General features: G+C 34.4%; 14 protein-coding genes and 3 tRNA genes. 5 read left to right on the top strand and 12 right to left on the bottom strand.

Features of this window, described 5'->3' with window-relative positions:
- Positions 1–26 precede the first annotated feature (26 nt).
- The gene (locus tag A9G12_RS01155) at positions 27–2,291 is read right to left on the bottom strand and encodes an aconitate hydratase (protein WP_065564053.1); all 2,265 of its coding nucleotides are present in this window, start codon (positions 2,289–2,291) and stop codon (positions 27–29) included.
- Positions 2,292–2,713: 422 nt separating this feature from the next.
- Between A9G12_RS01155 and A9G12_RS01150 the strand changes: the two genes are divergently transcribed.
- Together A9G12_RS01150 and pepT are read left to right on the top strand one after the other, a co-directional pair.
- Positions 2,714–4,273, top strand: a complete 1,560-nt coding sequence (locus A9G12_RS01150; RefSeq protein WP_065564052.1) for an AbgT family transporter — start codon at positions 2,714–2,716, stop codon at positions 4,271–4,273.
- Between the two features lie 23 nt (positions 4,274–4,296).
- Positions 4,297–5,529 carry a peptidase T gene (gene pepT / locus A9G12_RS01145; protein WP_065564051.1) on the top strand — a complete coding sequence of 411 codons (1,233 nt, stop codon included), beginning with the start codon at positions 4,297–4,299 and terminating at the stop codon, positions 5,527–5,529.
- Between the two features lie 220 nt (positions 5,530–5,749).
- Here the strand turns inward: pepT and A9G12_RS01140 are convergent.
- From A9G12_RS01140 to znuA, 8 genes are all read right to left on the bottom strand, one after another.
- A tRNA-Lys gene (locus A9G12_RS01140) sits at positions 5,750–5,825 on the bottom strand.
- 137 nt (positions 5,826–5,962) lie between these two features.
- Positions 5,963–6,715 (bottom strand): tol-pal system protein YbgF, encoded by a 753-nt coding sequence (ybgF, locus tag A9G12_RS01135; RefSeq protein WP_065564050.1) that lies wholly within the window; start codon positions 6,713–6,715, stop codon positions 5,963–5,965.
- A gap of 65 nt (positions 6,716–6,780) precedes the next feature.
- A complete protein-coding gene (gene pal / locus A9G12_RS01130; protein WP_065564049.1) occupies positions 6,781–7,254 on the bottom strand; it encodes a peptidoglycan-associated lipoprotein Pal in 474 nt (157 codons plus the stop codon).
- A gap of 176 nt (positions 7,255–7,430) precedes the next feature.
- A complete protein-coding gene (gene tolB / locus A9G12_RS01125) occupies positions 7,431–8,723 on the bottom strand; it encodes a Tol-Pal system beta propeller repeat protein TolB (protein WP_065564142.1) in 1,293 nt (430 codons plus the stop codon).
- Between the two features lie 394 nt (positions 8,724–9,117).
- Entirely contained in the window at positions 9,118–9,927 is an 810-nt protein-coding gene (mutM, locus tag A9G12_RS01120; RefSeq protein WP_065564048.1) for a bifunctional DNA-formamidopyrimidine glycosylase/DNA-(apurinic or apyrimidinic site) lyase, read from the bottom strand.
- Positions 9,928–9,937: 10 nt separating this feature from the next.
- Positions 9,938–12,256: a bifunctional glycosyl transferase/transpeptidase gene (gene mrcB / locus A9G12_RS01115; RefSeq protein ID WP_065564047.1), complete on the bottom strand. Its 2,319-nt coding sequence runs from the start codon at positions 12,254–12,256 to the stop codon at positions 9,938–9,940.
- Positions 12,257–12,379: 123 nt separating this feature from the next.
- Positions 12,380–13,738: a murein DD-endopeptidase MepM gene (gene mepM, locus A9G12_RS01110; protein WP_065564046.1), complete on the bottom strand. Its 1,359-nt coding sequence runs from the start codon at positions 13,736–13,738 to the stop codon at positions 12,380–12,382.
- Positions 13,739–13,750: 12 nt separating this feature from the next.
- Positions 13,751–14,659, bottom strand: coding sequence for a zinc ABC transporter substrate-binding protein ZnuA (znuA, locus tag A9G12_RS01105; RefSeq protein WP_442903461.1), 909 nt, complete (start codon positions 14,657–14,659; stop codon positions 13,751–13,753).
- Positions 14,660–14,788: 129 nt separating this feature from the next.
- On the opposite strand from znuA, the gene znuC reads away from it, so the two are divergent.
- The 3 genes from znuC (at position 14,789) to A9G12_RS01090 (ending at position 18,015) form a co-directional block, all read left to right on the top strand.
- On the top strand, positions 14,789–15,574 hold the full coding sequence (gene znuC / locus A9G12_RS01100) for a zinc ABC transporter ATP-binding protein ZnuC (protein ID WP_065564045.1): 786 nt from the start codon (positions 14,789–14,791) through the stop codon (positions 15,572–15,574).
- Positions 15,567–16,361, top strand: coding sequence for a zinc ABC transporter permease subunit ZnuB (znuB, locus tag A9G12_RS01095; RefSeq protein WP_065564044.1), 795 nt, complete (start codon positions 15,567–15,569; stop codon positions 16,359–16,361). Before znuC ends, znuB begins: the two co-directional genes overlap by 8 nt.
- Positions 16,362–16,491: 130 nt before the next feature.
- A complete protein-coding gene (locus A9G12_RS01090) occupies positions 16,492–18,015 on the top strand; it encodes a YifB family Mg chelatase-like AAA ATPase (protein WP_065564043.1) in 1,524 nt (507 codons plus the stop codon).
- Positions 18,016–18,021: 6 nt separating this feature from the next.
- Here A9G12_RS01090 and A9G12_RS01085 read toward each other — a convergent pair whose 3' ends face one another.
- The 3 genes from A9G12_RS01085 to A9G12_RS01075 form a co-directional block, all read right to left on the bottom strand.
- A complete protein-coding gene (locus A9G12_RS01085; protein WP_065563869.1) occupies positions 18,022–18,360 on the bottom strand; it encodes a DUF413 domain-containing protein in 339 nt (112 codons plus the stop codon).
- Positions 18,361–18,492: 132 nt separating this feature from the next.
- Positions 18,493–18,568: transfer RNA gene (locus A9G12_RS01080), tRNA-Trp, on the bottom strand.
- Between the two features lie 8 nt (positions 18,569–18,576).
- Positions 18,577–18,653, bottom strand: a tRNA-Asp gene (locus A9G12_RS01075).
- Positions 18,654–18,698: the final 45 nt, after the last annotated feature.

Raw genomic sequence — 18,698 nt, 5'->3', positions numbered from 1 at the left:
TTATCGGTTCCTTTTTATTTTAGGTTTTAGTTAACTTCTTGTTTTAACTTATTTAAAGCACTGCCGGCTTTGAACCAATCAATTTGGGCTTGGTTATAGGTATGCGCCACAGCAAATGAATCCAGGCTTCCATCACTATGATGAAGTGTTAAAGTAAGATTTTTCCCTGGTATAAAATCGGTCAATCCAGTAATACTAATTTTGTCATCTTCACGGACTTTATCATAATCACTTTTATCAATAAAAGTTAAAGCTAGCATCCCTTGTTTTTTTAAATTAGTTTCATGAATACGCGCAAATGATTTAACTACAATTGCTTTAACATTTAAAAAGCGAGGCTCCATCGCTGCATGTTCACGCGATGAACCTTCACCATAGTTTTCTTCAGCTATAACAATGGATCCCAATCCTTCTGCTTTAAATTTTCGCGCTAAGGCCGGTACCTCAGTATAGTTCCTTGTTTGAGCATCTAATACTGAATTAGTCTGTTGGTTAAATGCATTTACCGCACCAATTAACATATTGTTGGAGATGTTATCCAAATGTCCGCGAAATTTTAACCATTTACCAGCCATAGAAATATGGTCTGTGGTACATTTACCCGTCGCTTTTATCAATAGAGGTTGTGCAATAATATCCTTACCATCCCATGGAGAAAAAGGTAAAAGTTGTTGTAATCGTTGTGAATTAGGGGCAATACGTACTTCCACCTGACTACCATCAGCGATAGGCTCGACATAACCTGCATCGTCAACAGCAAAGCCGTATTTTGGTAATTCATCACCCGTTGGTTCTGGTAATTTGACTTGTTGTCCTTTGTTATTTACCAACGTGTCTGTGAGTGGATTAAAGCTAAGTTTACCTGCAATAGATAATGCCACTACTATTTCAGGAGAACATACAAATGCATAAGTATTTGGGCTACCATCATTTCTTTTGGCAAAATTACGATTGAACGAAGTTACAATTGAATTTTTATGTTCGTCGACAACTTCATCTCGGCGCCACTGACCTATACAAGGTCCACATGCATTGGCCATAATCGCTGCGCCTGCTTGTTCAAAATGAGTCAATATACCATCACGCTTTGAAGTATATTTCACTTGTTCTGAACCAGGATTGACAATTAATTTGGCATTAATAGTCAATCCCAATTGATTAGCAGCATCAATCACCGATGCAGCTCTCATCATATCTTCATAAGAAGAATTAGTACAAGAACCAATCAAGCCAACTTCCATATTATCCGGATAATGGTGTTCATTAACCGCTTTAGCGAGCTGGGAAATTGGATAAGCTAGGTCTGGAGTGAACGGCCCATTAACATAAGGCTCTAGCTCACTAAGATTAATTTCTATAAATTGGTCATAATATTCTGTCGGTTGTACCAATACTTGCGGATCTGGGTTGAAACAGTCAATTAATGTGTTGGCTAAATCCACTACTTCTTGGCGACCTGTCATGATTAGATAATCCGCCGATTTTTGGCTATATGGAAAAATTGAAGTAGTTGCACCTACTTCTGCACCCATATTACAGATAGTTGCTTTTCCTGTTGCGGATAATGATTGCGCTCCTTCACCAAAATATTCAATAATGGAATTTGTAGCACCTTTAACAGTTAAAATACCAGCAAGTTTTAAAATTACATCTTTTGGTGATGTCCAACCAGATAACTTTCCTGTCAATTTGACACCAATGATTTTTGGCATTTTCAATTCCCACGGCATACCAGCCATTACATCAACGGCATCAGCACCTCCAACGCCAATTGCAATCATTGATAAACCACCAGCATTAGGAGTATGAGAATCAGTACCTATCATCATGCCACCAGGGAAAGCATAATTTTCAAGTACTACTTGATGGATAATGCCGGCATTCGGCTTCCAAAAACCTATACCATATTTATTTGAAACATCGCGTAGAAATTGATAAACCTCTTGGTTATTACTTTCTGCAATAATTAAATCATCATGGGCATTTTTATATGCTTGAATTAAATGATCACAGTGTACTGTCGAAGGCACAGCTACTCGTTTACGGCCTGAATTCATTAATTGCAAAAGTGCCATTTGCGCAGTTGCATCTTGCATAGCTACACGGTCAGGGGAAAAATTAACATAATCCTCACCACGTTTATATGCTTTAAGATTTTCTCCTTGCGCAAGATGTGCATAAAGAATTTTCTCCGTCAAAGTTAACGGCTTACCAAGTTTTTGACGAATTATGTCAATTTTTTGCGGATAATGTTGATAAATATATTCAATTAAATCAATATCATAAACCATAATAAATCCCCATTGCTAATATTATTTCTTATTTGTATATTCATCAACAAACAATATAAAACGAATATTTATTCACTTTTAATAACTAAATATTCAATCAAATATACTATTAATTTAAAAAAAAGCAATTTTATACTAACCCTCATACTTAAGTTGAAACAACTTGATAAGTTTTTAGTAATTATAGAAATGAATTTCTGTTGAAGGTGAATAAATTCACTTACAAATATCATATCCAAATATTTGCAAGTATGCTCATTAAAGTAAATTTCAAATTTAACGATCTTATAAGTAATTATAATGTGAAATTGTTTAAGACAATACTTATGTTTAAGTATAAAACATAGTAATATTTAGCTATTTGCTTGCTATAAAATTATGTGATAAATTGGCGCCCCGAACAATATTTACACTAATTTCTTATGAATCATACAACTAGCCCTTCGCAAACAAAAACTGGTGGCTTTTTAAATACCATAGAACGAATTGGAAACAAAATCCCCGATGTAACTACACTTTTTTTCTACGCTTTAATTATTTGTTTTGTTGCTTCTTTATTACTCTCTTTTGTGAGTTTTAATTATATAAACCCTGTGACACAAGAAAAATTAGCTGTAGTCAATATGTTAGCTCCCGATCATTTGGTGATATTTTTAACCAAAATGGTACAAAACTTTGTCACATTTCCCCCTTTAGGAATTACTATTGTCGCAACTTTGGGAATAGGTATTGCGGAAAGTAGTGGTTATATCCATGTTTTACTTAAAAAATTACTTGCTGTAACACCTAAAAAATTAGTTACACCATCGGTTATTTTTGTCAGTATGGTATGCCACATAGCTTCTGATTCCGCTTATGTAATTTTAATGCCAGTATCAGCGATGATGTTTTATGCAACAGGTCGTCATCCACTTGCTGGTATTGCTGCGGCTTTTGCAGGTTTAGCTGGAGGCTTTAGTTCAAGTTATACTCCATCAATAATTGATCCAATTATGCAAGGTTTTACCCAAAGTGCCGCACAAATTATTGATCCTTCTTATCAAGTCAATGTTTTGTGTAATTACTTTTTAAGTTTTGGTGGTACTTTTTTTGTTTTATTAGCTTGTTGGTTTGTTACGGATAAAATTGTAGAGCCTCGGTTGCATGCCACTATGCCTTTGAATAAAGATTTACAATTGGATAATATTGCTGATTCACCAGCTATTACGCCAATTGAAAATCGTGGATTTAAATTAGCATCAATTGTGTTTATGATTATTGCAATTAGTCTTGTTTTATTATTACTCCCAGAAAATTCATTATTAAGAGCACCAGATGGGAGCATGACTAGTAATAAAGCTCCCATAATGCAAATTATTGTGCCACTACTATTTTTATTTTTTGCTATTCCTGGTCTGATACATGGTTTTATTACTGGTGTATTTAAGTCATCTCGCGATATTGTAAAATCGATGGAAAATATAACTAAATCATTAATTCCATTTATTGTTTTTGCATTCTTTTGTGCGCAATTTCTTTATGTTTTTTCTAATTCTCAAATTGGTACATTGATTGCAATTGCTGGCGCAGAATTTTTAAAAGCATTGCATATGCCGTCAGTAGTAACAATTTTTGGCGTTATTATTTTAACTAGTATGTTAAATGTACTAATTACCTCTGCTTCTTCTAAATGGGCGATATTAGCTCCAATTTTTGTGCCTATGTTGATGTCAGTCGGTATTTCTCCAGAATTAACACAAGCTGCGTATCGCATCAGTTCAGCCGTTAACGTTAGTACACCAATGTTTGCTTTTTATCCATTAATTATTGCGTATTGCCAGCAATACTGCAAAAATACTGGAGTTGGTACTTTAAGTTCAATGATGATCCCATATACAGCAGCCTTACTTATTGCATTAACAGTAAATCTATTGCTATTTTGGTTCTTAGGGTTACCTATTGGCTTTGATAGTGGCTATGTTTACCCTGCAGCAAATCTTTAGCCATTAATAAGGAGTTATCTATTATGAATATTACAGAACAACTAGTTACCCGTTTTTTACGTTATGTCAGCATACCAAGCCAAAGTGCGCTTGGTTGTGTACAAGTGCCATCGACACCAGGTCAAACCGAATTAGCAAAAGTGCTTAAACAAGAACTAATTGAACTTAATTTACAAGAAGTATTCCTTGATGAGCACAGTATCGTGACGGCTAAATTAGTGGGTAATAAGCCAAATGCACCTAAAATTGGATTCGTTGCGCATTTAGATACGGTTGATGTGGCATTATCAGATAAAATTAATCCTCAACGAGTTAAATTTACCGGTCAAGATATTTTATTAAATAAACAAAAAGATATTTGGTTTAAAGTAGCTGAACATCCTGAATTAAATAAATATATTAATGATGAACTTATTGTAACTGACGGAACTAGTGTACTTGGTGCCGATAATAAAGCGGCAATTGCTGTAGTGATGACAATGTTAGACCAATTGCAGCAACAACAATGTATTCATGGTGACATTTATGTCGCTTTTGTACCCGACGAAGAAGTGGGGCTTAATGGAGCTAAGAAGTTAGATTTAAACCGCTTCAAACCTGATTTTGCTTATACCATAGATTGTTGTGAGTTAGGTGAAGTGGTTTATGAAACATTTAATGCAGGCTCTGCAACTATTGAAATTGCAGGTGTATCAGCTCATCCTATGTCAGCAAAAAACGTTTTAATCAATCCTATCCGTGTGGCAAACGATATTATTAACTGTTTTGATAGCTTTGAGACCCCTGAACATACTGAAGGTAAAGAAGGTTATTTTTGGTTTAATGATATTGTAGGTAATCAAAGTACCACAACTTTGAAGATGAATATTCGGGACTTTGATCTTGCCAAATATGAGGCACGCAAAAGTTATATACAAGACGTAGTTGATTTTATTAGTCGTAAGTACCCTCGAGCTAAAATTAAGTATAAAATAACTGATACGTATAGCAATATAGCTAACTATTTAGGTAATGATCGCCGTTCAATTGATTTAATTTATCAATCATTTGAACAATTAAATATTCAGCCAAATACGATTGCTATGCGTGGCGGGACAGATGGTTCAGCTCTTTCTGCCAGAGGTCTTACTACACCTAACTATTTTACTGGCGCACATAACTTCCATTCTTGTTATGAATTTCTGCCGCTTTCATCATTTCATAAATCATTTGAAGTGACAATGAAAATCATCGAATTAGCAGCTAAAATGCACTAATATTCTAAAAGGGATTAATTTCCCTTTTTGATTGCTATTTAAACTTATCATCTTAATTTCCATAACCATCTCATGATGAAAATTCATCATTATAAACACGACTTTTATTTTTAGTGGTTATCATCAATACTGCAAATGACCTAGCAGAATTTTAGTTTTTCAATGCTTTTTGAGTTATCAATTAAGTGCTTTTGTTAATTGAAGTATAAGGAGAGAAATATGGTGGGTCGTGAGCGATTCGAACGCTCGACAAACGGATTAAAAGTCCGCTGCTCTACCGACTGAGCTAACAACCCATTTTGAATTGAAATAGTTGTGGTCTTAATTGTTAAGGCTACAAGCGATTTCGGGTTGCTATAGTACTTTTAATTGCTAAACTGCGCAACCTTTTTCTGTCAATTTTTTTTCAACAGATGGTTATTTATACACATAATTAAAGCGATGCTAATTTTTTATTTGCTAAATCAACTGCATTTTTATCATTAGCATATTTGTTGACAACTTGTTGAAATACTGCTTTAGCACTTTTCTTGTCGCCTTTATCTAATAAAATTACTCCAACTTTATAAAGACTATCTGCCGCTTTAGGCGAAGAAGGAAAATCTTTTACTACAGTAGCATAATAAAATGAAGCATCATCTTTCTTACCTTGTTTATAAAATAATTGACCTAACCAATAGTTAACATTGGATCGATAACTAGACTTTGGGTAGATTTGTAAAAACTGTTGAAATGCGGCAATTGATTCATTAGTTTGTTTGCTATCGCCAACAAACTGCATTATATAATTATAATCATTTTTATCATTCCCTGATGTTGTCCAGCCAGATAAATCTGCAACTTGAGATGATGAAGATGATTGAATTACAGTTGAATTTGAAGTTGATGTGGCCGAATCGTCAGGAGTTGAATCAGAATTAGTACTCGAAGTTAACCCTGAACCACTGGTCATTTGCTGCAATATCATTTTTTGACGTTCAATCGTTTGATTGAGTTGATATTTAGTTTCTTCCAACTGCCCTCGTAGAGTATCAACATCTGATTGTAACTCACTAATCTTTTGTTGATTTTGAATCAATAATTGCCCTTGAGCTTGCACCGTCCTATCTATTTCAGAACTACCTGCTGCACAACCATAACCCGCAAAAATAAGAAATAAGAACAATGAGAGAGTTTTTTTATACATATTATAAGACTCGAACGTGAACTTAAAAAATAAACGGCTGAATAATCAGCCGCTATAAGACATAATTAATATGTAACTACTGCACGACGGTTTTTAGCGTAAGCTGCTTCATCATGTCCTAATACAGCAGGTTTTTCCTTACCGTAAGAAACGATTGACATTTGATCTGATGAAACACCATTACCTTGTAGATAAGATTTAACTGCAGAAGCACGGCGTTCGCCTAGAGCGATGTTATATTCTGGAGTACCACGTTCATCGGCATGACCTTCAATAACTACTCTTAAGAAAGAATGTGCACGTAAGAACTCAGCATGAGCATCTAACATTCTTGTATAATCTGCTTTAACATTATATTTATCAAAATCAAAATATACTGTATTCATTTGTTGTAGTTTTTGAAGTAGTTCTTGTTCTGCTTGGGTTAAAGAACCATTTGCATTACCATTCATATTATTCTTGTTATGAGACGAACAAGCTGTTACAGCGATTAATGGTAAAGCAACCGCAGCTACTTTAATAAATTTAGAAAATTGCATTGTATTAACTCCTTTATGTTTGAATAAATTATTACTTATATTTTATTATACATCTAACCCGCTTCAGGTAACACACTTTATGTTATCGATTAGGAAGATTAGCAGTATATATTATAACGACCTTTCGTTTTGTACAATTTTAATATTTATAATATTGACTATATTTTAAGCACTCCTTACAAATATGGTGACCACGCGGGGAATTTTACCTGTCCATCGGACGCTGGTAACTTAGCTTTAAAGTTTCCATCTGTTGAAACCAAATTTAAAATTGTTCCTAAGCCTTGCGATGAACTATAAATAATCATAGTACCATTTGGTGCAATACTAGGAGTTTCATCTAAAAATGTATCGGTTAAACGTTGATATGTATTTGTTGATACATCATAACGGGTAATATGTTGTTCACCATTATTGGTGGAAATCATAGCAATAAAAGAACCATCAGGTGAAACACGAGCATTTTGGTTTTGAGTATTATCCCATGTTAATCTTTGCGGTGATCCACCATTAATATTAATACTATATAGTTGTGGCCGACCAGCTTGATCCGATGTATAAACAATAGTTTGATTATCAGGCATCCAAGATGGTTCTGTATCATTACTACGATCTGAAGTTATTTGAGTAATTTTTTTAGAACTTAAATTCATCATATACAAATTTAAGCTTCCACCTTTTGACAAAGCAAATGCTAATTTAGTGCCATCCGGAGAAAATGCAGGAGCTCCATTGTGTTGTGGAAAAGAGGCAATCGTTTCAACAGATCCACTATCTAATGTTTTTAAAACCAGTGAAGAATGTCCACCTTCAAAAGTTACATAAGCTAATTTTCTTCCATCTGGTGACCAAGTAGGCGACATTAAAGGTTCTTTGGAACGATGCACTGTCATTTGATCATAACCATCATAATCTGAAACACGAAGTTCATGGGTAAATGGTCCTTTAGTTTTAACTACATAAGCAATTCGTGTTCTAAATGCACCGCGAATACCAGTTAAAGATTCAAAAATTTCATCACTAGCTGTATGAGCAGCATAACGAACCCAACGTTTCTCAATAGAAAATTGATTTTGCGCTAAAATAGCTCCTGGACGACTTACTGTATCCACTAATTGATAAGTGATAAGATATTTTCCTGAAGCGTCAGGTTGAATACTACCGACAACAACCGCAGAAATTCCAAGTTTATTCCATACTACTGGGGTAACTTCGGAAGCAGTTGTTGGTTTTTGGGGCATGCTATTGACATCGATAGGATTAAATTTACCACTATTACGTAGATCTGAAGCAACAATTTCTTCAATCATTTGTGGTGGTTCACCAGATCCAGTCCATCTAAATGGTATAACTGCAATTGGTTTAGCTGAACTAACTCCATCAGTAATAACAATATGTACTTCAGCATTACTGACCATGGAGTAAAATAAAATAAACAAAGTCATCAAAAAGCGAGAAGCAAATTTGATCATCTTAAATTCCTTAATATAAAACGAAAATACTACGTTGAAATAGATTTAACTAGTTAATAAATCAAAATATAAAACTTTTATATAATTAATATGTTATCACTAATGAGTGTCACATATTACTTCTCCCCAAAAATAAATATTTTTACAGCAAGAAAGATAGCCGATATCGTGTAACAAGTCCATACTCTTAATCTAAAAAGATTTTTAATATTTATTTGAATATAATTATTAACAATAATAAATAATCATAATAATTTTTTTGAGTATACTAATCCGATTTAAGTTATGTTTAAAGTATTTGAAAAGATTTTTTTTACTACAATTCATTGGTTATTAATAACATAAGGTTAATAACAGGAAATTTTGATTTACAAAAATTAGTTAATTTGGTTTATTTTTGGCAATTTATACAGTAAAAAGTATTTCGTTGACCTATTTTTTGTGATTGGATTTCATTACAACAAACTTGGCACTTATCGCCGGTCCTTCCATAAACTTGCAACTGTTGTGCAAAATAACCAGGTTTACCATCCGATTGCAAAAAGTCCCTTAGGGTGGTGCCTCCTTGTTCAATTGACTTAGCTAGCACTTGCTTAATTGCCGTAACTAAATTTTCTAGTTCAATTAACTGTAAAGAATTAACTTTGCGGTTCGGATTAATTCTTGCCATAAAAAGTGATTCAGAGGCATAAATATTACCCACACCTACCACAATATGATTATCCATAATCCAACTTTTAACAGGTTTATGACTTCTCTTAGCTTTTTCTAGCAGATATTCGGCCGAGAATTCAGCACTTAACGGCTCCGGCCCTAAATGCTTTAACTGAGTTACATCATCAATTGAATCTGCCCACAGCCAACAACCAAATCTTCTAGGGTCTGTATAACGAAGAATGACTCCATTAGTTAATACCAGATCCACATGATCATGTTTAGATGGTTCTTGCTTATTTAATAAAATCCGCAAACTACCCGACATACCTAAATGAATGACAATCCAATTATTTGGCAATTGCAATAACAAATACTTAGCACGTCGTTTTACATCTAAAATGACTTGACCTTGTGCATGTGTAATTGCTTTATCCACTGGCCAACGTAGTTTAGGTTGTCTAACAATGATTTGTTGGATAGTTTGTTCTTTTAAATAAGGTAAAATCCCTTGGCGACTCGTTTCAACTTCAGGTAATTCGGGCATAATTTTCAACTTAATTATTCAACAGGTCAGTTACCCAAGTTGGTGCTTGTTGCTCAGGTACTGATTGGTTATTACCAGAACATAAACTTTGCGGACTAACTGTCCACGCAGGTAAAGTTCGTCCTGCTCCACTATCACATTGCCAGCGACCATTACTATCGATTGGTACCATATAAATATTTTGTGGTACTGGTAATATCAGTTTTTTAGGCGGATTATTTTGTAAATATTCACTATAAATTTTTAATGCACCTGTTGCTCCGGTTAATTTCATTGGTGAATGATCATCGAGTCCAATCCAAATTACCGCTACATTTTTACCATCAATACCAGTAAACCAGCTATCACGAGAATCATTACTAGTACCTGTTTTAGCGGCTAATTTGAATACTCCATATTTTGATTTTAATGAACGTGAGGTACCTGATTCAACAACCTGTTGCATTGCGTAAGTAGTCAAATACGCGGACTGTTGTGATACAGCCTGAATTTGCTGAGGATAATTTTGATATACTAATTCTCCTTTTTCATTTAATACATAACGCAAAATTGTTAATGGCGAACGCTGCCCATTATTACTAATAGTTTGGAACATCTGAGCTGTTTCTAGAGGTGTTAATTCTAAAGCACCCAACAATCTTGATGGTAAATTAGGAATACGATCAGCTGGTACTCCTAAGGCTTGTAGAGTATTTTTGGTTGTATCAAGTCCAAGCGCCATGCCCAAATTCACCGTTGGCACATTGAGTGAAAGAGCTAAAGCATCAATCAACATTACCCGATCACGATATTTACGATCAAAGTTTTTCGGTTCCCAATAATTGCCATTATCAAGTTTAATTGATAATGGATTGTCATTAAGCCAAGTATTAAGTTGGTAACGATCTGGTTGTCCTAATGCCGTCAAATAAGTTGATGGTTTAGCCAACGATCCAATAGCTCGCCGAGTTAACCATGCACGATTGTAGCCTGGATACCGAGGTTCGGCACTACCAATAATCGATCTAATTTCACCTGTTTCACGACTTACAATCACCATCGCCGTTTGTAAATCTTTATTCGTTGATTTACGTAAGGTTTCAATTTCGTTGGTTACAGATTGCTCTGCCGCAGATTGCGCAACAGGATCAAATGTAGTAAAAATCTTCATCCCTGAAAGATGATCTGCTTGATCGACTAATTGTTTACGCAATTCACTACGAACAACTTGCATAAATGCCGGTTGCGGCGAAATAACGCCCCCTTTAGGTAATACAGAAAGTGGACGTTGACTTAATAAGTTATATAACTCTTCATCAATAATCCCTTGTTGCTGAGCTAACTTCAATACCACATTACGGCGCTCTATAACTTGCTGTGGCTGAGTCCATGGATTATACAATGAAGCACCTTTTACCATACCAACAAGTACTGCTTGTTGATCAAGAGTGAGTTCATTTACTGGTCGACCAAAATAATAGAGACTTGCTAATGGAAAACCATGGATCTCTTCACTTCCAGCTTGACCAAAATATACCTCATTCAAGTAAAGTTCTAAAATACGCTCTTTGCTGTAACGAGACTCTAATATTATCGCCATATAGGCTTCACGTATTTTACGGCTTAAGCTACGTTCATTGGTTAAAAAGAGATTTTTAACTGTCTGCTGAGTTAAAGTACTACCCCCTTCTGTTCTCCCGGTAGTTAAGTTGACAAAAATTGCTCGACCAATAGAGTAAAGACTTACACCATGATGTTCATAAAATCTTTTATCTTCAGTCGCCACTAACGTTTGTAGCAATGAATCAGAAAACTCTTTCAAAGGAACAAATAATCGCTGTTCGCCGTTAGGTGAATGCATCATAGTAATCAATTTAGGATCAATTTTTAATAATCCAAAATCGCGCCCTGTATCTAAATTGGTAATACGGTCAATACGATTATCATAAAAAGTAATTTTGACTCGAAAAGCTTGTTCTTCACCGTCAGGGAAAGTAAATGGGCGCCGATAAATTTCGACACTATCATTACTAACAATAAATTCACCTGGTCTTGTTGCTTTGGTATCTTGTTGACGATATTGTGCGCCAACAAGCATTGTGACTATATCATTTAAGCTATATTCACTATCAGGTTCCAAATCAATAATTTGTCCATAAACTGCAGCCGGTAATTCCCAAACATTACCATCAATTCTTTCTTTGATTTGTTGATCGAGATAAATACCGTACACTACCGTAACAGCAACAAAAATTAAAAATAGTTTAAACAATAGTGACCACAATCGTCGTGAAAGTGTCCGTTTTTTGATTTGCTTGTCTTTTTGATTTGATTTGGTTGACTTTTTCAAACTACACCTAGTATTCAATATTCATAATAAAATGATTTATAATAACACAATTTATATGCTATATATCTGTGTTCTTTTTGTAAAGAAGTTTCAGGTCAGGCTAACGTTTGAATACAGAAATTGTTATAAGCTAAGCTGTGGTTTAATGTTCTTAACTTTTGCAATGAATGCATTTTTAGATTTACCCGTTAAACCTTCAGAAATCGGTAAACTTGCAGTTAATGGATTTACTGGTTTATTATTAATATGTAATTCGAAATGTAAATGCGGTCCAGTTGAGCGCCCCGTATTCCCGGATAAGGCAATTTTATCCCCTTGCTTAACTTGTTGACCTGATTTTACTAGAATTTTATCTAAGTGCATATAAGTGGTCATATACTGGCGTCCATGGCGAATCGCAATATAATTACCTGCGGAACCGCTATATTTGGCAATGACTACTTCACCATTACCTACTGATAACACTGGTGTTCCCCGAGATACTGCAAAGTCGACACCATTATGAGGCGTAACTTGACCAGTTATTGGATGTAAACGACGCGGATTAAAAGCTGAAGATACTCGCGCACGTTTTGATAACGGATAACGCACAAAACTTTGCGCTAGACTACCACCATTTATATCATAATACTTACCATCGTCAGCTAAAATTGCATAATAATCTTTACTACCATTTTTAATTCGAACACCTAATAATTGGCTATTAGACATACGTTTGCCATGCATTTCTCGTGATAATAACACCAAAAATTTATCGCCAATTTGTAAACGTCGAAAATCTAACCGCCACTGTAATGCCCGGGTAATAATACCTATTTCACTACTGGTTAATCCACTTTTACGCGCATCTGCTACAAAATTAGATTTAATTTCACCTTTAATGACTATATCTTGAGGAACACCATCCGCCGTTTCCGAACTTTCGACAAATTTATCCCCTGATTTTTCATATATACGAATATTATTACTTGAAATTGTCCAACTAAAACTTTGTAAATTATGATCATCATCAGTAGTCCAACTGATTTGTTGACCTATTCTTAAATTTGCCAGTTGTTTAAATTTTGTAGTTAGTTGATATACATCATTTTTATTAACATTATAACGTAACAAAATATCATGCAAAGTATCACCGCGCGCTATGGTATATTGTACCGTGTTATCTTTATCATCAATAATATCATCAAGTTCATCTTTAGCTATCTCATCCTCAGGAATATCTGATGATTCAGTTAATTGCTTAGACGCTTTACTGTCAACCATCTCTATTTTACCATCACCTACAACCACTGAGGAATGAGGATTATCAGTTACTGTGGTTTCAGCTTGGGGATTTAAAGGAACATAAACAGTGCGATCCAAATTGAGAGGACGCCACAAAATAGTGAACAAGATAACAATGACAAGAACTCCTAATACTGAAAAATAAGGATTTTTAAATTTATTTTTTTCAACATTAGGGGATTTAATTTGTTGTGCCAAAATTAACCTTAACTAATTATTATCTAAACAATCCAACAGTTGCTGTGTTAATGTTAATAAAAATTGTGAATACGCATCTTTTGCTGGAATAACACCTGTTCCTAATGGATTTAATTCTCCAATCCGAACATTCGTTCCACTCACTAATTTTTCAATCATTGCAGGGCTAAACTGTGGCTCTCTAAAAACACATACAGCTTTCCGTTCTATTAGCTCTTGTTGAATAGCATAAATTTTTTGAACACCTGGCTGTACTGCTGGATTTATGGTAAAACTACCTAGATTTTTTAATCCGAACTGTGACTCAAAATACCCGTAAGCATCATGAAACACAAAATACCCTTTATTTTGAACGCTAATTAATTTTTTTGCAATGTTTTGTTCTGTTTCAACCAGTTTTAAAGTGAATTCGTTTAGGTTTTGGTCAATTAAAGTTTTTTTATCTGGATATAGTATAATAAGTCTATCATGAATTATTTTAGCAATAATTTTAGCGATTGCTGGTGAAAGCCAAATATGTTCGTCATATTCACCATGATGAGAATCTGAGTGATTATCCTGTAAATCTTCATGTTTTTCATTACTAATCTGTAGTAGCGCATTAATTTCTGGCACTGCCATCAATTCTATTTGTTTTTGTTTATCAACATTCTTTAAAACAGTTGGCATAAAGGTTTCCATATCTTCACCAACCCAAATAACCAATTCAGCAGATTTAAGCTTAGCTAAATCTGAAGGTTTTAAAAAGTAGGTATGCGGAGATGCACCATCAGGTAATAGAATATCAGTATCAACTACTCCCGCAGTTATAGCCTCGGTAATAAAACCTATCGGCTTTACCGACGAAATAACTTTAGCATTAGCAAATGAAAATGACGTACCGATTACCAAAAATAAAATACCTATTATCAAATGCTGAATTAGCTGTTTGACATCGACGACAATATATTTTTTCACTTTATTACCCAATGGTTATGAAATGTGCTGGAATAAATTTTATGAGTGTTATAATATAACATAACATATGGATGAACAAGGATTATCATTACCGTGTCTCGATTAATTAGCCTTGATAAGGTTGGTGTTGAAATCAATAAACAAAAAATATTAGATAATATTTCATTTACAGTAAGTCCTAATCAGATTATTACATTAATTGGACCAAACGGGGCTGGAAAATCAACTCTAGTTAAAGTTATTTTAGGTTTAATTCCACTTACTTCAGGAACCATTAACCGAGATCCTAATTTAACTATTGGTTATGTACCTCAAACAATAAATTTGAATCCTACTTTACCAATTACTGTTAAACGTTTTATGCAGTTGAATAAACAACTAAAAAATCATGATATTATTAATATACTATCAATGGTAAATGCTGATTATTTAATTAATAAATCCATGCATCAGTTATCTGGTGGCGAATTACAGCGAGTATTACTTGCTCAAGCACTAGCCAAACATCCACAATTACTAATTCTTGATGAGCCAACACAAGGTGTAGATGTTAATGGTCAAATCCTGTTATACGATCTAATCGCTAATGCTAAAACCCAGTTCAACTGCGGTGTACTGATGGTTTCTCATGATCTTCATCTAGTTATGGCCAAAACGGATGAAGTTATTTGCTTAAATCACCATATCTGCTGTTCTGGTACTCCTGCTAGTGTTTCGAACGATCCTGAGTTTATTGCTCTTTTTGGTCAGCAAGGTGCTACTAGTATTGCGGTTTATCAACATCATCACAACCATCAACATGATTGTTGCAAAAATAATCATAACAATACAAGTCACATAATTTTACCTAATATAGGGCAAGGAAAACAAAATGATTGAGTTATTATTACCTTCATTATTAGCGGGATTATGTTTAACAATGGTCACCGGACCATTAGGTACTTTTGTGGTTTGGCGTAGAATGTCTTATTTTGGTGATACATTATCACATGCAGCTTTATTAGGGATTGCTTTTGGTTTTTTACTGCATGTTGATCTATTTTATGCGGTAATTTTTGTTACTCTTATATTAGCTCTAGGATTACTTTGGTTAGAATCACAAAAACAACTTCCTATTGATACATTACTTGGCATCTTGGCACATAGTGCATTATCACTAGGCTTGGTTGTGATCAGCTTAATGAAAAATATTAGAGTTGATTTAATGGGGTATTTATTTGGTGATCTTTTATCCGTCACCATGACAGAAGTTTATCAGATTACTGGTTGCGTACTCATAATAGGTCTTGTATTAATTTGGCGTTGGAATCACTTCCTATTTATTACTGTCAGTGAAGAATTAGCTTTTAGTGATGGGATTAATATACAATTTACTAAGTTACTTTTAACCATTTTGTTAGCATTTACAATTGGCATCGCAATGAAGTTTGTAGGAGCACTTATTATTACTTCATTACTTATTATTCCTGCAGCAACCGCGAAATATTATTCGCAAACTCCTGAACATATGGCTTTAATTGCAATAATATTAGGGATGCTATCAATTATTGGTGGTTTATACTGCTCTTTTCTTTATGATACACCAACTGGACCTTCTGTTGTATTAACTAACACTTGTTTATTTTTTATATCTCTATTGATTACCAAATTTTTTACCAAACAATGAAATTGATAGTTTTTGCAACATTACAATTCTTAATGGAAGATAGTCCTCAAAAGTGACAAATTTAGCCTATTTCTTATTATAATTAGATTTACTCTATACCAATATTTTATAGCTACAGTTTATCCATATTATGTCACTTGCAATTATCTATACTAGAGCTTCTTTTGGTATTCAGGCACCACAAATTAATGTTGAAGTTCACATAAGTAATGGTTTACCTGGTTTTGTTTTAGTCGGGTTACCTGAAACTACAGTGAAAGAAGCAAAAGACCGTGTCCGTAGTGCCATTATTAATAGCGGATTTACGTTTCCTTCTAAAAAAATAACTGTAAATCTTTCTCCTGCGGATTTACCTAAAGAAGGCAGCCGTTTTGATCTGCCAATCGCTATTGCTATTCTTGCTGCAACAGAACAAATCCCTACAGAACATATAGCGCAATACGAATTTTTAGGTGAATTAGCACTTTCAGGTGATATAAGAGCAGTAAAAGGAGCAATTCCAGCAGCAATTTCATCTAAAAGAAAAAATAGAACGTTAATTATTTCTGCAGAAAATCAATCTGAAATCTCGCTAATTCATGATAATAATACTTTAATTACCAATAACTTATCTGAATTATGTCAACATTTATTTGAACAAATTGATTTAGCTAGCGTTGAATATCGTGAATATCAAAATACTGAGGATCAACAAGCTAATTTAGAAGATATAATTGGTCAAGAACATGCCAAAAGAGCTTTAGAAATTGCTGCGGCAGGTGGTCACAATCTACTATTGATCGGTCCCCCAGGAACAGGTAAAACCATGTTGGCAACACGTTTAACTTCTTTATTGCCACCCTTGACTGATAACGAAGCGCTTGAAAGTGCAGCAATAACTAGTTTAGTTAGTCTAAATGGTTCAATTAAGAACTGGCGTAAACGACCATTTAGATCACCTCATCACAGTTCATCCCCTGCCGCACTTGTTGGTGGCGGCAGTCTTCCTAAACCGGGTGAAATATCTCTCGCCCATAATGGTATCCTTTTTTTAGATGAATTACCTGAATTTGATCGTAAAGTTTTAGATGCTTTGCGTGAACCAATCGAGTCAGGAGAAATTACGATTTCAAGAGCAAATGCTAAAATTAAGTTTCCTGCTAAATTTCAGCTTATTGCAGCCATGAATCCAAGTCCAACTGGACATTATCAAGGTACACATAACCGCACCACTCCCCAACAAATTATTCGTTATTTAAATCGACTTTCGGGACCTTTTTTGGATAGGTTTGATCTTTCTATCGAAGTACCTTTATTACCACAAGGCACATTAAGTAAGAAAATAGTTCACGCTGAATCGACACAATCAAGAAAAATTCGCGTATTACAAAGTAGAGAAAAACAATTAAAAAGAAACAAAAAACTAAACAGCCAATTAATGTCGAAAGAAATTCAACTTTATTGTCAATTATCTAACGCCGATAGTGATTATTTAGAGCAGGCATTAATAAAACTAGGACTTTCTGCAAGAGCATGGCATCGCATATTGAAAGTATCCCGTACTATCGCTGATTTGGATTTGTCGGAAACTATAGAACGAAAACATCTTTCAGAAGCATTGAGTTATCGTTCTATGGATCGTTTATTGATTCAACTACACAAAAATATTGGCTAAAAAAATTTAGTCATCATTATCAACAAAATCATCACTAACATCAACTTGAGGTTTACCTCCAGATAATGTATGAAAACGTTTTGGTTTATTTATACGAGCAAGATATTTAAGCCATACTTTTTCAAAGTCTGTAGATGCTTCCTTTTTCCCTTTACAAACAGAAACAAATGATTTTTCTTCCGCTGTAGCAGGTTTTCTGACTTCTGCATCAAGATCTTTAAAGGCACAACCATATTTTTCTAAAATTTGAGCTTCTTTAATAGTAAAATCACCATGACGAGAAAATCCTCTTGGATAATTTTTATTATCAAAAAAACGTTGTTGACTTACAAAACTCTCAGCCATTTTCTATCCTCTAGGTTGTATACATAGTTGGGCGGGAATTATAATTAACTAAGTTAATCTGTAAACATTTTTCTGTAATTTATATAGATAGATTTGACTGATTGGTTAAAATTAAAGCAAATCATCGATGTGTGGCAGGGGCGGAGAGTCTCGAACTCCCAACACCCGGTTTTGGAGACCGGTGCTCTACCAATTGAACTACGCCCCTAAATAAGGTGGCGGAACGGACGGGGCTCGAACCCGCGACCCCCTGCGTGACAGGCAGGTATTCTAACCAACTGAACTACCGCTCCACCGAATTTGGTATGTATTTTATTACTACTTAACTTAAAAGTCTG

This window comes from Gilliamella sp. wkB112, assembly GCF_001690685.1.
GTDB classification, from domain to species: domain Bacteria; phylum Pseudomonadota; class Gammaproteobacteria; order Enterobacterales; family Orbaceae; genus Gilliamella; species Gilliamella apicola_J.
The sequence above is the reverse complement of the archived record's forward strand: the minus strand, read 5'-3'. Positions and strand labels throughout refer to the sequence as shown.